14 protein-coding genes and 2 pseudogenes are annotated in these 16,501 nt (G+C 65.7%); 7 read left to right on the forward strand and 9 right to left on the reverse strand.

The features are described 5' to 3' along the window. Window positions 1-300 precede the first annotated feature (300 nt). The 5 genes and pseudogenes from FHS82_RS16860 to FHS82_RS21535 all read left to right on the forward strand — a co-directional run bounded on the left by FHS82_RS16860 (window position 301) and on the right by FHS82_RS21535 (window position 5,388). Window positions 301-1,671 carry a glutamate--cysteine ligase gene (locus tag FHS82_RS16860; RefSeq protein WP_166954982.1) on the forward strand — a complete coding sequence of 457 codons (1,371 nt, stop codon included), beginning with the start codon at window positions 301-303 and terminating at the stop codon, window positions 1,669-1,671. Window positions 1,672-2,415: 744 nt separating this feature from the next. Beyond that, window positions 2,416-3,690 carry a hypothetical protein gene (locus FHS82_RS16865; protein WP_166954984.1) on the forward strand — a complete coding sequence of 425 codons (1,275 nt, stop codon included), beginning with the start codon at window positions 2,416-2,418 and terminating at the stop codon, window positions 3,688-3,690. 88 nt (window positions 3,691-3,778) lie between these two features. Further along, window positions 3,779-3,943: a hypothetical protein gene (locus tag FHS82_RS16870; RefSeq protein WP_166954986.1), complete on the forward strand. Its 165-nt coding sequence runs from the start codon at window positions 3,779-3,781 to the stop codon at window positions 3,941-3,943. A gap of 146 nt (window positions 3,944-4,089) precedes the next feature. Next, window positions 4,090-4,518 (forward strand): annotated as a pseudogene (locus FHS82_RS21530) (PAS domain-containing protein); the annotation flags it as partial. A gap of 42 nt (window positions 4,519-4,560) precedes the next feature. Next, window positions 4,561-5,388, forward strand: coding sequence for a methyl-accepting chemotaxis protein (locus FHS82_RS21535; protein ID WP_465270102.1), 828 nt, complete (start codon window positions 4,561-4,563; stop codon window positions 5,386-5,388). A 67-nt stretch (window positions 5,389-5,455) separates the two neighbouring features. On the opposite strand, the gene radC is transcribed toward FHS82_RS21535, so the two are convergent. Both radC and map read right to left on the reverse strand, forming a co-directional pair. Next, a complete protein-coding gene (gene radC, locus FHS82_RS16880) occupies window positions 5,456-6,154 on the reverse strand; it encodes a RadC family protein (RefSeq protein WP_166955002.1) in 699 nt (232 codons plus the stop codon). 192 nt (window positions 6,155-6,346) lie between these two features. Then, window positions 6,347-7,174 (reverse strand): type I methionyl aminopeptidase, encoded by an 828-nt coding sequence (map, locus tag FHS82_RS16885; protein ID WP_166955006.1) that lies wholly within the window; start codon window positions 7,172-7,174, stop codon window positions 6,347-6,349. A 140-nt stretch (window positions 7,175-7,314) separates the two neighbouring features. Between map and FHS82_RS16890 the strand changes: the two genes are divergently transcribed. Further along, a complete protein-coding gene (locus FHS82_RS16890) occupies window positions 7,315-8,169 on the forward strand; it encodes an FkbM family methyltransferase (RefSeq protein WP_246225401.1) in 855 nt (284 codons plus the stop codon). Window positions 8,170-8,172: 3 nt separating this feature from the next. On the opposite strand, the gene sfsA is transcribed toward FHS82_RS16890, so the two are convergent. The 5 genes and pseudogenes from sfsA to FHS82_RS16915 form a co-directional block, all read right to left on the reverse strand. After that, window positions 8,173-8,898, reverse strand: coding sequence for a DNA/RNA nuclease SfsA (gene sfsA / locus FHS82_RS16895; RefSeq protein WP_166955010.1), 726 nt, complete (start codon window positions 8,896-8,898; stop codon window positions 8,173-8,175). A 916-nt stretch (window positions 8,899-9,814) separates the two neighbouring features. Next, window positions 9,815-11,281 (reverse strand): annotated as a pseudogene (locus FHS82_RS21210) (DEAD/DEAH box helicase); the annotation flags it as partial. Window positions 11,282-11,489: 208 nt separating this feature from the next. After that, the gene (trpC, locus tag FHS82_RS16905; protein WP_166955018.1) at window positions 11,490-12,317 is read right to left on the reverse strand and encodes an indole-3-glycerol phosphate synthase TrpC; all 828 of its coding nucleotides are present in this window, start codon (window positions 12,315-12,317) and stop codon (window positions 11,490-11,492) included. Beyond that, entirely contained in the window at window positions 12,314-13,339 is a 1,026-nt protein-coding gene (trpD, locus tag FHS82_RS16910; protein WP_166955022.1) for an anthranilate phosphoribosyltransferase, read from the reverse strand. The genes trpC and trpD overlap by 4 nt, the downstream gene beginning before the upstream one ends. A gap of 26 nt (window positions 13,340-13,365) precedes the next feature. After that, window positions 13,366-13,977: an anthranilate synthase component II gene (locus FHS82_RS16915; protein ID WP_166955025.1), complete on the reverse strand. Its 612-nt coding sequence runs from the start codon at window positions 13,975-13,977 to the stop codon at window positions 13,366-13,368. 280 nt (window positions 13,978-14,257) lie between these two features. Between FHS82_RS16915 and FHS82_RS16920 the strand changes: the two genes are divergently transcribed. Beyond that, window positions 14,258-14,470, forward strand: coding sequence for a hypothetical protein (locus FHS82_RS16920; protein WP_166955028.1), 213 nt, complete (start codon window positions 14,258-14,260; stop codon window positions 14,468-14,470). Between the two features lie 94 nt (window positions 14,471-14,564). Here FHS82_RS16920 and FHS82_RS16925 read toward each other — a convergent pair whose 3' ends face one another. Both FHS82_RS16925 and FHS82_RS16930 read right to left on the reverse strand, forming a co-directional pair. Beyond that, entirely contained in the window at window positions 14,565-15,725 is a 1,161-nt protein-coding gene (locus FHS82_RS16925; protein WP_166955031.1) for a patatin-like phospholipase family protein, read from the reverse strand. 257 nt (window positions 15,726-15,982) lie between these two features. Continuing rightward, the gene (locus FHS82_RS16930) at window positions 15,983-16,501 is read right to left on the reverse strand and encodes a DedA family protein (protein ID WP_166955034.1); all 519 of its coding nucleotides are present in this window, start codon (window positions 16,499-16,501) and stop codon (window positions 15,983-15,985) included.

Here is a 16,501-nt window from a genome sequence, read left to right on the forward strand (position 1 = left end):
CGCTCAGGCCCCTGATCTGTTCCATTGCCGGTTTGTACGGCAGCAGGGGCAGAGCCGGCAAGCAAGCTTTTCGGGGGCGGTGCCGCGCCCTGGCGGTTTTCTTCCGTGCCGACACCGCCGACGCCGGCGTGGTGCCTCCCCGGATCGCGGCGTGAGAATCGTCACATTCCGGCCGGGCGCCATGACGGATCGGGCGCGGCAACTCGTCCGATTGTTGCGAGATGTAACAGTTCGGATTATGCAGAACCGACCGACTTCCACCGCGCACCAAGGTGCCGCTCCCTTTCAGGACACTGCTGCATGGCCCGCGATTCATCCGACCCTACGCCGATTGAGTCGCGCCACGAGCTTGTCGAGTTCATCGCCAGAGGATGCCGCCCGGCGGACGAATGGCGGCTCGGCACCGAACACGAGAAGATTCCCTTCTACCGCAACGGCCACGGCCCGGTTCCCTACGCGGGCGACAACGGCATCCGCGCGCTGCTCGACGGGCTCGCGCGGCGCACGGGATGGGAGCCGATCACCGAAGGCGACATGCCGATCGGCCTGTTCGATCCGGTGGGCGGCGGCGCGATCTCGCTGGAGCCGGGCGGGCAGTTCGAACTCTCGGGCGCGCCGCTGCGGACCGTTCATGAAACGCGGGCAGAACTGGAGAGCCATCTCGCCGACGTGAAGGCGGTCGCCGAGCCGCTCGGCATCGCTTTCCTCACTCTCGGCATGAGTCCGCTGTGGACGCGGGGCGAGACGCCGGTCATGCCCAAGGGGCGCTACCGCATCATGTCCGCCTACATGCCGAAGGTCGGGCAACTTGGCCTCGACATGATGTTCCGCACCGCGACCGTGCAGGTCAACCTCGATTTCGGCAGCGAGGCGGACATGGTGCGGAAGCTGCGCGTCAGCCTCGCCCTGCAGCCGCTGGCCACGGCGCTTTTCGCCAACTCGCCGTTCACGGAAGGGCGGCCGAACGGCTTTCTCTCCGCCCGCTCCAACATCTGGCGCGATACGGACGCCGACCGCACCGGCATGCTCGCCTTCGCCTTCGAGGACGGCATGGGCTTCGAGCGCTATGTCGACTGGATGCTCGACGTGCCGACCTATTTCGTCAAGCGCGGCGATACCTATCATGATGTCGCGGGCCGCTCGTTCCGCGACCTGCTGGAAGGCCGCATGCCCGGCCTGGAGGGAGAGCGCGCCACGCTGTCGGACTGGGCGAATCACCTGTCGACGGTGTTCCCGGAAGTGCGGCTGAAGCAATTCCTGGAAATGCGCGGCTCCGACGCCGGGCCGGTGCCGATGCTGCTCGCCGAGCCCGCCCTGTGGGCGGGGCTGCTCTACGACCGCAACGCGCTCGACGCGGCGTGGGACATCGTGCGCGGCTGGAGCGCTGAGGAACGCCAGGCCTTGCGCGACGCCGCGCCGGTGCAGGGGCTCGCCGCGACGATACGGGGACGCTCGTTGCGCGATATCGGCCGCGAGGTAATGGCGCTTGCGCGCGCGGGCTTGAAGGCGCGCGCCTTCCGCGACGATGCGGGAGAGGATGAGACGCGCTACCTCGACCCGCTCGACGCCATCCTTGCGCGCGGGCTTACGCAGGCCGAGGATTTGCTCGTCCTGTGGGAAGGGCAGTGGGGACGTTCCGTGGAGCCGGCGTTCGGGAAATGCGTGTTCTGATAACGATGGGGTAGCCTTCAGGAGAATATGTTCTCGGGAGGGCTGCGATCATTCACCGCCGGGGTACATATAGGAAAAACTGTACTTTCATTCGTGGAATTGGATTTTTGAGAAATAATTTCAAGTAATAATTTAAGTAAGAAAACTTAAAAACTATAATTTTAGTTGACGAATAAATTCGGCGACATTATATTATTTATGTTGGTTTGAATGTTTATGGCATGAGTATTAATGCGATGTGGCTTTTTACGTGCCGTTTCCCCTGTTCCGGCCAGCCGTTTGGTCATAGGGTGAGGCCCGATGGTATGACGCCGCGCTCAAGGAAATCGGCACGGTAACGCTGCTCTGCTTACCGGGAACGGTTCCGTGTCTGCTTGACTTTTCCGATGCGATACTCCGGCCCGCGGCACGGTCGAGTCTTGGTCCGGGTGGGGTTCCGCGGAAACATTATAATTGGATGGCGAGGCATATCTTTGCCAGGCTCGGGTGCAGCCTTCACGTCTCGAAAGTATGCCGGCTTCATTCTCTGGGAAAAATAGCACCGGCGTCTCCCGTGAGCCCGCTACTGAAGCGCTCCTCGCCTATGGCGCCTCCCGGCGGTGCAGGGAGGCGCTTGATCTCGGCAGGCGCGTGGCCCTTTTTCATGCCGGGAATAGAACATGAAAGGAAATAAAACGAAAGTTAAATTCAATTTTAAAAATATAAAATAGACAGTCTTATTTATATATTGAATGGTGATATGATATGTCTTCTGTTTCATATGAGAATTTTTGCCGTTCCGCTGGTGCTTATATTGTGGATGACTACAGGGGGAAAATCCGGAATCTCAACGGTAGCTACGGTCTGCTGTATGGCCGCCCCGATGGAGGGGTGAGCGTCCGGAGCGGATGTTCCGCATGGTACGGCCGGACGGTATCCTGGCTCCTGCCCTGCTGTAACGATGGCCGATTCAATCGACGAGAAAGGCAGGTTTTCGCCGAATCTGTGGAGTTGTTGGCGGATGACCACAAAAACAAGTTCACCGTAGAAGATGTATCCCTGACGGACAAAGGGCGTCTGGAAAACCTGCTCCGCTCCCTGCATGCATTCAGGAATAGTGACAGGCCCTTCTCTTCCTGGGAGGTGAGACGGCTTCTGGACGAGCTGGACGATTTTCGCAAGAAGCCCAATGTTGGCGGGGGAGGCGACACCGATCTGCTGAACGGAGATGCCGTCGAGACTATCGAATCCGCTGCACTCACCCGAAATGCTGAACAGGCCAAAACCAAACCCAAGGATATGAAGGGCGACAGGAAGCTTGAGCCCGGCAAAGCAAGGGTCACCTGGAAGGATTGCGAGACCCAGATCGAGCGGATGAAGAAGGATGTTGAAACATTTTGCTCAAAATTGCTGGATGACCTCATTCTTGTGAGGATTTTTGCTGGTGTAAATGAATCTAAAGATAAGATTAGCAATGAAATATATGGTATTGTCAATTATTTGAGAAGTTCTATTGAACGCTGCAGAAATTTATCTGAAGTGTGCAAGAAAAGCAGCAGGCCTCCAGGAGAGTTGGCACTGCGGCTCAATAATATCGAGAACGATATCAACGCCTATATGGCGCGGTGCTCGCCGGGCACGCAGGACAACGCGCGCGAGGCGCTTCGCAATCTGCGTGAAGAGGCCCGGGAGGTGAGAGTCAATAAAGGCCTGCCGGAAGTGCCCTGCGACCCGAAACTGATGTATGCGTTGCCGCAGCTATCCGGCCCACAGCAGGAACGACGGGACGGTCTCCTGAAAGCCCTGACGGAAATTCGGAAGAAGAGAGAGGCCATCCTCGTCAACCGCCGTAGCCTCATTCTCGAAGCGAACCTGTGGGAGCGTTGGCAAAGCACCGAGTTTAAAGGTTATGTACACGAGGTGGCCCAGGATCGTGAGAGCAAGGCACGCGCCACGGGACCCCGGGAGCCGAAACTGGAAATCCCCCTCGGGCAGCCGTCTCTTCGAACTGAGTCGGCGTTAGACGACGGCCAGGCTTAACCCGGCGTTCACCCTGTGTTGCGCGGGGCTCGTGCCGTTAACCTGCCGCTGAGGGTCCGGCGGCAGGATGGCGGCAAGGAGCTTCGCCATGCTGACATCCCTGAAAACCCTCACACGCGAGGAGCGCAGCGCCAGCGTCATGCGCTACGGCATGATCGCGCTCTTCGCCCTCATCGGCATCGGTCTCAATCTGGCGCTCATCGCCGAGACCCTGCCGCGCATCCTGTCGGCAGCCGGGGTGCCCGCCCCGTGACAAAAATGACGGACAGACGGTATATTTCAGACGCATTCAGCTGAATCGTTGACATATTTGCCTGTTTGAGATCACCTCTCCATCGACGATCCTGTCGCCGGTGCTGCCGTGCCGGCATGCGCCGTTTCAGTGTTGTCGGGGGAATGATGGGCGTTTTCGAGAAAATCCTGCCGCTGGCCTCCCATGGCGACCAGCTTGTCGACCTGTGGAGCAACCATGCGGGCATCGGCCTGTGGGATGCGCAGCTTTATGAGGGCAATCCCGCCCACGCCAACAGCCGCTGGACATGGACAGGCGGATTTCGCCGGCTGCTCGGTTTCGAGACGGTGTCCGAGTTTCCCGACAGCATGAGCGCCTGGTCGGACCGGTTGCATCCGGACGACGCGGCACGGACCTTCGCGGCCTTTCAGGATGCGCTCGCCGGGCGCACGCGCAGTTACGAGGTGCTCAACCGCCTGAAGATGAAGGACGGCAGCTACCGCTGGTTCAAGGCCACGGGCGGCGTGGCGCGGGATGCGAAGGGCCGGGCGGTGCGGGCTTGCGGGTCGCTGATCGACATCCACGAGCAGATCGCGGCGGAGCAGAAGGCCGAGCATCATGCCGCGCGGCTCGATGAGCTGATCGCCCGGCTCGACAGTGAGATGAACGCCACCATCGGCACGGTGATGGAATCGATCGCCGCGGTGACGGCCATCGCGCGCCAGATATCGGAAGGGGCGCAGCGCGACATGCAGATGGCGAACACCATCGCCGTTGCGACAGGGCAGGCGGCCAGCGCCAGCCAGACGGTGGCCTCCGCCTCGGAACAGTTGTCGAGTTCCATTCAGGAGATCGCCCGGCAGATGGTCCATTCGCAGGAAGTGACGCGAGTCGCGGAGGCGGAGACGGCCAAGAGCGATGGCACGGTCAGGAACCTGGTCGAATCGGCCCAGAAGATCGGCGAGGTGGTGGCGCTGATCAGTTCCATCGCGGCGCAGACCAACCTGCTCGCGCTCAACGCCACCATCGAGGCGGCGCGGGCCGGCGAGGCGGGACGCGGCTTTGCCGTGGTGGCGTCCGAGGTCAAGAACCTCGCCTCACAGACGGCGCGCGCAACCGAGGAAATTGCCCGCCACGTCAGTGATATCCAGACGGTGTCGGGGGCAACGGCGCAGGCCGTCGCGTCGATCGACCAGGTGGTTGAGGAACTCGGGCAGATTGCGACGTCCGTTTCCGCCGCCATCGAGGAACAGGAGGCGGCGACGCGCGAGATCGCCCGCAATGTGCAGGACGTGGCGCGGGGCTCCCAGCAGATATCGAGGGATATCGCCGGCATCGACAAGGGTGCCACGGAGGCGTTCGAGGGTATCGGGCGCGTGCTGGCCGCGGCCGGCAGCGTGAACGATCAGACCACGCTGCTCAAGCAGCGCATCGACACCTTCTTCGCCGACATTCGCAGCCGATAGACGACAGGCGCCAGCGCCTCCCAGGAAGCACCGGCGCGCGACAACGCGGCCCGCCGGGCCGCGTTTCTCACATGACGCCCAGTCCGCGCAAGCTGGCGTGGCCCTTGCGCCCCACGATGACATGATCGTGGACCGTGATGCCGAGCGGGCTGGCGATGTCGACGATCTCGCGCGTCATGCGGATATCGGCGGCGGAGGGCGCGGGGTCGCCCGAGGGATGGTTGTGCACCAGGATGAGGGCGCTCGCCGACAGTTCCAGCGCCCGCTTCACCACCTCGCGCGGATAGACCGGCGTATGGTCGACGGTGCCGCGCTGCTGCTCCTCGTCGGCGATGAGCTGGTTGCGCTTGTCGAGGAACAGCACGCGGAAGTGTTCCTTCGGCGCGAAGGCCATGGCGGTGCGGCAGTAATCCAGCACGGCGGTCCATGAATCGAGCACGGAGCGGCCGGCGATGGCGCCGCGCGTCAGGCGGCGGGCGGCAGCCTCGATGAGCTTCAGGTCGGTGACGGCGCCGGGGCCGATGCCGTCCGTCTCGCTCAAAAGGCGCTCCGGCGCGGTGAGCACTTCCGCGAAGCTGCCGAAACGGCGAATCAGATCCTTGGCAATGGGCTTGACGTCGCGGCGCGGGATGGCGCGGAACAGCACCAGCTCAAGCAGTTCATAATCGGCCAGCGCATCGGCGCCCGCCTCGCGGAAACGCGCGCGCAACCGGTCGCGATGGCCGTGAAAATGGGGCGTCTCGTCGGACGAAGCCGGCTCTGTCATGAGGCTGAGGTTCGCTGCTGGTTAAGGTCACGCGCGGACCTGAAGCGTGGTCCCGGACGCGGGCGGCGCCTTGAAATCAGGCAATCGCAAGAATCGGGGAATCACGGAACGTGATGCCGCCCGGACTGGCAGAATCACGTTCCGGCATATTGCGGCCTGCCGGCGCCTGCTGCCGATGCGCAGGAAGCGTGCTCAGGCATCCGCGGAAAACGGCGGATGGTGCAGCCCCGCCGGCGAGGTGGTGAACACCTCGCAGCCGGTTTCGGTCACGCCGACGGCGTGTTCGAACTGGGCAGTGAGCGAGCGGTCGCGCGTCACGGCAGTCCATCCGTCCGACAGCACCTTCACATGCGGGCGGCCGAGGTTGATCATCGGCTCGATGGTGAAGATCATGCCCTGTTGTAGCTTTGCGCCCTCGCCGCGCCTTCCGTAGTGCAGCACGCTCGGCGCTTCGTGGAAAGAGCGGCCGACGCCGTGGCCGCAGAAATCGCGCACGACAGAGCAGCGCTCGCCCTCCGCGTATTCCTGGATGGCGGCGCCGATGTCGCCGAGCGTCGCGCCGGGCTTCACCGCGGCGATGCCGCGCACGAGCGATTCGTAGGTGACTTCGACCAGCCGCTGGGCCTTGCGCGACACCTCGCCGATGAAGTACATCCGGCTTGAGTCGCCATACCAGCCGTCGACGATGAACGTCACGTCGACATTGACGATGTCGCCGTCGCGCAGCGGCTTGTCGTTCGGCTGGCCGTGGCACACGACATGGTTGATCGACGTGCAGCAGGTGTGGCGGAAGCCGCGGTAAAGCAACTGGGCGGGTAGGTAACCGTGTTCCTCGCCGTAGCTGGCGACGAGTTCATCGATTTGCGCGGTCGTGACGCCCGGTTTGATGAAATCCGTCAGGAGATCGAGGCACACGGCCGCCGCCTGACCCGCCTTGCGCATGCCGACGAAAGCGTCCGGACCGTAGATGATGATGTCGTTGGACCGGCGCGCAACGACGGCGGCATCGAATTCGTTCATAAGAGACCTGTTTCGGAACCTTGCATGATGATCCTTTCCAATCTAAGCGAGACGGCGCATCATGCAAGATATTCCCGTCGACCTTGCTGCGATGTTTGTGGGACTGGCCTACGGGCCGGGTGGGGTGTAATGATCGTTTCATGGTGACAGACGTGATCGCACAAGCCATGCCTACCGACGCGGCGCCTTTCGGTGCTTACGCGCCGTCGCCGTTCGTGCGGTCGGCGCTCTCGCTGACAGGCAAGCTGCCGGATACGTGGGCCGGGCGGCGCTGCGCGTTCTTCCTGCGCAATCTCGTGCTGCGCAGCCTCGCCGGCGCGCCGCTCGACATCGAGGCGCTGGGCGCGCGCATGCGCATCAAGCCCTACAACAACATTTCCGAGAAGAAGGTTCTGTTCACGCCGCAATTCTTCGACGCCGAGGAACTCGCGATACTGCGCAGCGCCATCACGGAGGATTTCGTGTTCCTCGACGTGGGCGCGAATGCGGGCTTCTATGCCCTGCACGCGGCGGCGCACGCCGGGCCGCGCGCGCGCATCCTCGCCATCGAGCCGCAGCCGGAGATTTTCGAGCGGCTGGTGTGGAACATCGGCGTCAACCGCTTCGGCACAGTCAAGGCCATCGCCTGCGCGCTCGCCGACAGGGCGGGGGAGGTGACGCTGTTCCTCGATCCCTCCAACATCGGCGAGGCCAGCATCAAGATCGTCGGCTCCGCCAACGCGCCCACCCTGCGCGTGCCCGCGAGAACCATGCTCGACGTCATCCGCGACGAGCGCTTCGACCATGTGGACGCCATCAAGCTCGACGTGCAGGGGGCGGAGGACCTCATTCTGGAGCCGTTCCTCGCCATGGCGCCGCAAAGCCTGTGGCCACGCCTGCTCATTCTCGAAAACAGCGAGAGCCGCTGGCAGACCGATCTGCATGCGCTGCTGAAGCGCTACGGCTTCCGCGAGATCGCGCGCACGCGGCTCAATGCCGTTTACACACACGGCTGAAGATCAGGGAACGATCGGCACGGGATGGCTGACGGCGATGGCCGCCGGGGCGTCGGCGTTGCCGGGGTCGAGGTGGCAGGCGAGGGCCAGGGCCTCGACACCGCGCTCACGGGCGGGCGCGAACGCCTTCGCATAGAACGGGTCGATATCGGCGGCGAGCGTGAAGCGGTCGGCGGGCATCTGGATGACGAAGAGCATCACGGCGCGGTGGCCTGCCTCCACCATGTCGCCGAGTTCCTCCAGGTGGCGCGCGCCGCGCGCCGTGACGGAATCGGGAAACTCCGCAAGGCCGGGCTCGCGCATCAGGTGGACGTTCTTCACCTCCACATAGCAGGCGGGTCTGTCCGGCGATTCGAGCAGGATATCGACGCGGCTCGCCTTGCCGTATCGCACCTCGCGCCGCAGCGCGCCATAGCCGGCGAGTTCGGGGACGGCGCCCTCCGCGATCGCTTCGGCCGCGATGCGGTTCGGATGCGCGGTGTTGATGCCGACGACATGCAGCCTGTCGCCAAACGCGGCTTCCACCATCTCCCACGACAATGGCAGCTTGCGCTTCACATTCGACGAGCGTGACAGCCAGACGCGGTTGCCCGGTGCCGTGAGGCCGGTCATCGCGCCCGGATTGGCGCAGTGGACGGTGACGATCTCGCCGGCCACCTCCACATCGGCCAGGAAGCGCTTGTAGCGCCGCACCAGCCTGCCTTCCACCAGAGGGACGTCGAAACGCATCCCGGCTCCGTCACGCTTCCGATGGCGCCTTGGCGTCGGAAGGCGTTTCGGCGGATGCTGACGTCGTGTCGGGGGCTTCCACCGGCTCCGCCTTCTTGCGCGGCCGGCGTGCGGCGGGCTTCTTGACCGCCGTTTCCGTTGCCGCCGCTTCGCCGGTTTCCTCGGCCACAACGGCCTTCTTGGTCCGGCGCACCGCCTTTTTCGGCGCCTCGTCGACGGCGGTCTCCGCGACCGCCTTTCTGCGCGCACGCGCCGGCTTTGCCGCGGGCGCCTCCGCCGCGACGGTTCCGGCGCCGGCGTCGGGCGCCGGCACTTCGGCGGCGGTCTCCGCGGAGGCGACCTTGCGGCGCGTGCGGGCCGGCTTCTTGACCGGTGCTGTCTCCGGCGCGTCGGGCGTAGCGTCCGCCACCACAGGCGTCTCGGCGGCGGTCTCCGTAACGGCTGCCTCGCGGCGCGTGCGGCGGGCCGGCTTCGCCGGCACCAGTTCCTGCGCGGCATCGACCGGCGCTGCCTGCTCCGGCCCGGCGGGCTCCGCCAGCTGTTCCGGCACGGGCGCATCGGCCGGCACGGCCTCCGTCGTTTCCGCAAAGGCGGCGTCCGCGACGGCAGTCAAGGTCTCGCCCGCCGCTTCGAGGGCCGAAGCGGCGGCGGCTTCGGCGGTTTCCGGGACTGCTTCGGGGTCCGCCGCGACAGGCTGCGTTTCGTCCGCCGGCGGCGTGGTTTTCCCGTCGTCCGGCGTGCGGATGGCAATGGACTTCGCGCGGCGCGAGCGGCCGCGCCGCGCGGGTTTTTCACGGTCGGCGGTGTGTGCGACCGCTTCCTCGACGGCCTCTTCCGCGACGTCCTCGACGATCTCGAGTTCGTTCTCCCCGGCGGAGAAATCGTTATCGGACATGAGGGCGTCGAGGTTCACGGCCTGCAGCAGGAAGGCCGGGATGTGATCGCCGAAGCCCACGACCGGCAGGTCGTCGTCCTCGCGCCGGTGGCGGCTCTGGCGGTCGCCGGCGCGAATCGGCTCGTGCTGGCGCACGGCCACGGCCCGCGTGCGCTCGCCGCGCTGGGCAGGCTCTCTCTCGCGCTGGGCAGGTTCCCTCTGCGCGGGCTCCCTCGGGGCTTGCGCTTCGCCGCGCGGGGCAGGGCGCCCGGACTGGCTGCCACGCCGCTCGCGCGTTTCACCGTCGCGCTTCGCGGCAGACCGCCCGCGCCCACGCCGGGAGTCGGGCTGGTCGAGTTCGGGATGCTCGGCGATGAGTTCCTCGATGTTCGGCCCCTCCCACTGGATTGGCTGGCCCGTCAGCGACTCGATGGCCGCGAGCGCCTTGGCGTCGTGGCTGGTCACGATGGTGGCGGCATGGCCCGAGCGCCCGGCGCGGCCGGTGCGGCCGATGCGGTGCACGTAGTCTTCCGCGTGGAACGGCACGTCGAAGTTGAAGACGTGGCTCACTTCGGGAATGTCGAGCCCGCGCGCGGCAACGTCGCTCGCCACCAGCAGCGTGGCGCCGCCACTGCGGAACTTGTCGAGCGCCTGCATGCGCGACATCTGGTCCATGTCGCCGTGCAGTGCGACCACATTGAAATGGTGGCGTTCGAGCGAGCGCAGCAGGATGGCCACATCGCGCTTGCGGTTGCAGAAGATGATGGCGTTCTGCAGGTCTTCCGCCCCCCTGATGAGGCGGCGCAGCACGGCGCGCTTGTCGTGCGCCTCCGCGCCCGAGGCCACCAACCGCTGGGTGATGGTGCTCGCGGTGGAGGAGGGGCGCGCGACCTCGATCTTCACCGGGTTGCTCAGGAACGTCTCCGTCAGCCGCTGGATTTCCGGCGGCATGGTGGCGGAGAAGAACAGCGTCTGGCGGGTGAAGGGCACCATCTTGCAGATGCGCTCGATGTCGGGAATGAAGCCCATGTCGAGCATGCGGTCGGCCTCGTCGATGACGAGCACCTCGATGCCGGTCAGCAGCAGCTTGCCGCGCTCGAAATGGTCGAGCAGGCGGCCCGGCGTCGCGATCAGCACGTCGGTGCCGCGCGTGATCTTCGCGTCCTGATCGGCGAAGGAAACGCCGCCGATCAGCAGCGCCACCGACAGCTTGTGGCTGGCGCCGAGCTTGACGAAGCTTTCCTCCACCTGCGCGGCGAGTTCGCGCGTCGGCTCAAGGATGAGCGTGCGCGGCATACGCGCCCGGGCGCGTCCCGTCTCCAGCAGGTTCAGCATCGGCAGCGTGAAGGCGGCCGTCTTGCCGGTGCCTGTCTGGGCGATGCCCAGCACGTCGCGCCGCGCCAGAGCATGGGGAATGGCTTGCGCCTGGATGGGGGTGGGGGAGGTGTAGCCGGCAGCCGCGACCGCCTGCAACACCTTTTCGCTCAGACCGAGTTCCGCAAACGACATCGTATTCCGCTAAAGATGCGCCGGAGAACGGAACCGTATGTCCCGAATGGCGACGCGGGGCCGCAAACGGCCCGTCCCTGGATGGGGAACACCCCGCATCCTCGTTGCGGAACATAGAAGTTTACGCTTTCTTGTCAACGAATACGCTGACATGTCATTCGCGCCGGGCGGGTTTAAGTCCGTTTTTTTCGTCGCTGATGACTTTGCATCACGCTTTCGTCGCGGCGGCGGCATCATCGCCGAACAGCAGCGCGCGTGTCGCGGCCTCCACATCCTCCTGCCGCATCAGGCTTTCGCCAACGAGGAACGTGTTGATTCCGGCGGCTTGCAGGCGAACGATGTCGGCGTGGGTGAAGATGCCGCTCTCCCCCACCAGGATGCGGTCGCCCGGCACGCGCGGCGCCAGCGCCTCGCTCACGGCGAGCGATGTCTCGAACGTGCGCAGGTTGCGGTTGTTGATGCCGACGAGCTTCGTGCCGAGGGCGAGCGCGCGGTCGAGTTCCGCCGCGTCATGCACCTCAACGAGCGTGTCCATCCCGAGATCGCGCGCGGTGTCGGCGAGTGCGCGGGCTGTGGCGTCGTCGACGCTCGCCAGGATGATCAGGATGCAGTCCGCGCCCCAGGCCCGCGCCTCGTAGACCTGATAGGGGTCGAACAGGAAGTCCTTGCGCAGGGCGGGCAGGCCGGACGCCTCGCGCGCCGCGCCGAGATAGGCCGGATCGCCCTGGAACGACGGACCGTCGGTGAGCACGGAAAGACAGGTCGCGCCGCCTTTCGCGTAGGCGCGGGCGAGGGCGGGCGGATCGAAGTCCGCCCGGATGAGGCCCTTCGAGGGGCTCGCCTTCTTGATCTCCGCGATGAGCGCCGGTCGCCCCTCGCCGAGATGGCGGGCGATCGCCGCCGCGAATCCGCGCGGGACCGGGGCGTCCGCCGCGCGCCGCTCGATGGCGGCCTGCGGGATCGCCTCCTTCGCGGCGGCGATCTCGGCGCGCTTGTAGGCCTCGATATGGGCCAACACATCGGTAGCGGCGGTCATGCGGCGCTCCCGTCGTTGGAGACCGCGACGAGCTTGTCCAGCGTGGCGCGGGCCTTGCCCGAATCAAGCGCTGCGGCGGCGATTGCCGCACCCTCGCGCAGGTTCGCCGCCTTTTTCGCCACGACGAGCGCTGCTGCCGCGTTGAGCACGGAGATGTCGCGGTAGGGCGTCTTCTCGCCGGCGAGCACGGCCAGAAGCGCCTTCGCGTTGTGTTCGGGATCGCCGCCGCGCAGGTCTTCCGGCCGCGCCTGGGGAAGGCCCGCTTCCTCCGCCGTGACGGTGAAGCGGCGGATGCTGCCGTCCTCCAGCGCGACGACATCGGTGGGGGCTGCCGTCGACAGCTCGTCGAGGCCGTCGAGCCCATGCACGAGCCAGACCCGTTCCGAGCCCAGCGAGCGGAGCACCTCGGCGAGCGGCGCGAGCAGCGAGGAGGAATAGGTGCCGAGCACCTGCCGCCTGGCGCCGGCCGGGTTGGACAGCGGGCCGATGATGTTGAACAGCGTGCGCGTGCCAAGCTCCACCCGGACGGGGCCGACGTGGCGCATCGAGGCGTGATGGTTGGGCGCGAACATGAACCCGACGCCGGCCTCGCGGACGGCGCGGGCGATGTTGGCGGGATCGTTGCTGAGGTTGACGCCGAGCGCCACCAGCACATCCGCCGCGCCGGACTTCGACGAGGCCGCGCGGTTGCCGTGCTTGGCGACCGGCACGCCCGCCGCCGCCGTGATGATGGCCGCCAGCGTGGAGACATTGTAGCTGCCGGAGTTGTCGCCACCGGTGCCGACGATATCGACGGCATCGGCGGGCGCTTCCACGCGCAGCATGCGCGAGCGCAGCGCCTCCACCGCGCCGGCGATCTCGTCCACGCTTTCGCCGCGCACGCGCAGCGCCATCAGGAAACCGCCGCCCTGCGCGGGCGTCACCTCGCCGGAGAGCATGGTGTCGAAGGCCGCGCGCGCCTCTTCACGGTTCAGCGAAGCGCCGGTGGCGACCTTGGCGATGAAGGGCTTGAAAGCATCCATGGAACAGGTTCCCGTAGACGGTCGGATCAGGCGGGTTCGGGAAGGCGCGTGTGCGCGTTCCATTGGGCCGCGAGGTCGAGGAAGTTGCGGACGATGGTGGCGCCGTGCTCGGAAAGGATGCTTTCCGGATGGAACTGCACGCCGTGCACCGGCAGCGTCCTGTGCGACACGGCCATGATCAGGTCGTCCGCCTGTGCCGTCACCGTCAGTTCCGCCGGCAGCGTGGCGCGGTCCACGATCAGCGAGTGATAGCGGGTTGCCTGGAAGGGGCCGTTGATGCCGCGGAACAGGCCGCGCCCGTCGTGGCGCACCTCGGACAGCTTGCCGTGCATGGGCCGCGGCGCGCGCACCACGTCGCCGCCATAGGCCTGTCCCATCGCCTGCATGCCGAGGCACACGCCGAACAGCGGGATCTCCCGGCCCAGCTCAGTGATGACGTCGAGGCAGATGCCCGCCTCGTTGGGTGTGCAGGGGCCGGGCGAGAGCACCACGGCGTCCGGCGACAGCGCGCGGATTCCTTCGACGGTGATGGCGTCGTTGCGGTAAACATCGACCTCCGTCGGGCCGGCGGACGCGACGAGATGCACCAGATTCCACGTAAAGGAATCGTAGTTGTCGATGAGGACGATACGCGCCATGGCGGAACTTTCCTGCTGCGTACCCTGTTCACCGGGCCGGTAGCGCCCGATTCATGAAGGCCTGATCTGGTCTGTTAGCGCTCCGCGCGTTGCCGGGTCAAGCTTCTTGACACGATTTCTTCATGCGCACGGCAGCCGTGCGCCCGCCGACGGCGCGCAAGCTCGCATCGCGGGAAAAATGCTGTAAATTGCCGGACGGATGCCGGCGGGATTCGCGCAAGTTTGGTGTGTCAACGGGGCCCGCATGCAATAGCGTTGCATGCCGCCCAGGGGAGCTATCATGACGAGAAGTGGATTGGCCTTGGTCATCGCCCTGTCGGCTGCCGCCGTGCTGGCGGGTTGTGCACGCAAGCTGCCGCCCGGCGTGCTCGAAGGTGGCGACAACATGCCGCCGCCGCCGTCCGAACAGCACCGCGTGCCTTCGCGTGTCAATTCCCAGGCCGCGGCGCCCGCGCCCGCCGCCCCGGGCCTGCGGGCGCCTGCCACCCGATAGAATCTGTCCTGTTTACGTTGAAACAGGACAGACAAATCGACCCTAAAACGGTGCCCGTTGTTCAGGTCCGAGGTGTCTGATCCGCTTCTCCGCTTCAGAGGGCGCGCTTGTGGTGCACGTCGTGCACCACGATGCCCGCGCCGGGCGGCGGCATCTCCAGCCATTCGCGCTGCTTGAGGGTGCGGCGCGTGTCGTCGTAGCCGCTGCTCCAGTGCTCGCGCATCGACGTGCCGGAAAACTCGTAGTCCCTCGCGGCACCCTCGTAGGCCGTCTGCTGGTAGATGAGTTGCAGGATGGTGATTTCCGGCATGTCGCTCAGCTGGTGGCGCAGATAGCGCTCCTCGTCCGTGAGCAGCTCGTCGGGAACCTTTTCCAGCACTGCCTGCAGGCGGCTCTTCCACTCGTGCAACTGGCGGTAGACGTCCGTGTTGTAGCGGGTTCGGGACGAGTTCATGATGTCCTTCTGCCGGCTGAACACGTCGAAGATGTCGCGTGGTAGCGACCCGCGCGCGCTGAACAGGTCTACCTGGAACACCAGCGAGTTCAGGTGGTCGGACTGGTCGAGCAGATGCTGCAGCGGCGTGTTCGAGACGAGGCCGCCGTCCCAGTAGAAATCCGTCCCGATCTTCTGCATCGGCAGCGTGGGCGGCAGGGCACCGGAGGCCATGATGTGCTCTGCCGAGATCTCTTCGTGGGCGTTGTCGAAGTAGGTGAAATTGCCGGTCAGGATGTTGACCGCACCCACCGCGAACCGCATCCTCTGCTTGTTGATCAGCGAGAAATCGACGAGTTCCGCCAGCGTCTCCGCGAGCGGCGACATGTCGTAGAAGCTCGTCGCCGTGCGTGCGCCCGCCGGGCTGAAGAAGGGGTTCGTAAGGTGGGGCTTGAAGAAGCCCGGCTGCCCCAGCAGGTAGGTGAGGAAGGCGCTGTTGGCGTTGCGCATCTGCCGGAAGATATCGCCGTCCGGCGTGTAGGCCCAGACCTTGCGCTCCGTGATCCTCTCCCAGAAAGTGCGCAGGTTTTCGAGCCGCCGGTCGGGCGGGTTGCCGGCGATGATGGCGGCGTTGATGGCGCCGATCGAGACGCCCGAAACCCAGTCCGGCTCCAGCCCGGCCTCGTGCAGCGCCTCGTAGACGCCGCCCTGGTAGGCGCCGAGCGCGCCGCCGCCCTGCAGCACGAGCGCGACGCGGTCGCAACGGTCGGGCCGCCAGCCGGGAGGCACGGCGCTTCTGGAGGCGGGAGATGCAGCGTCCATGTGATGTTCTTTCCTGTCCGGCGTCGGCAGAAAACGTCGTATCGGTAAATCGAAAAATAAAAACGGCGAACCGGGCATGGCTGGCGCGCGGCCGGAACATGGCCCGGTGGGATCCTGGCGCCGCGACGCCTCTGGCGCGGCGGCTATGCGTGCGGCGCAACGGTACATATGCCAATTCCCGCCCGCGCGCTATTGTCGCATGAGCACAGTGCCGGGAAAATATCCGCCCCTCGTGCCGGCGGGCCGCCCGCCCCCGGTCACATGAACTGCCGCAACACCGCTGCCACCGGAGCGAGCAGGACGAACGCCCACAGCAGGGCGGAGGTGATGTTGGCGAGTTGGAACGACCATTGCCGCATGCCGAAGATGCCCGCGATCAGCGGCACCACGGCGCGCAGCGGGCCGAAGAAACGGCCGATGAAGACGCTCCACGCGCCGAAGCGCTGGAAGAAGGCGCGCCCGCGCTCCACCATCGCCGGATGGCGGGAGAGCGGCCACCATTGGGTGGCGCGGTCCTTGAAATGATGGCCCACCCAGTAGGAAATCCAGTCGCCAAGCGCCGCGCCGGAGGCCGCCGCCGCCCACACGGGCCAGAAGTCGATGCCGGAGGCACCGATCAGCGCGCCAATGCCGATCAGGATCGCCCATCCCGGCACCAGCAGCGCCAGCAGCGCGAACGATTCCGCGAAGGCGACCAGAAACACGATCGGCGCGGCCCACTGGGCATTGTCGCGCGTGGCGGCGATCACGGTGTCGATGAGGCTGGCAATGGTCAT

This window comes from Pseudochelatococcus lubricantis (assembly GCF_011762225.1).
Lineage (GTDB): Bacteria > Pseudomonadota > Alphaproteobacteria > Rhizobiales > Beijerinckiaceae > Pseudochelatococcus > Pseudochelatococcus lubricantis.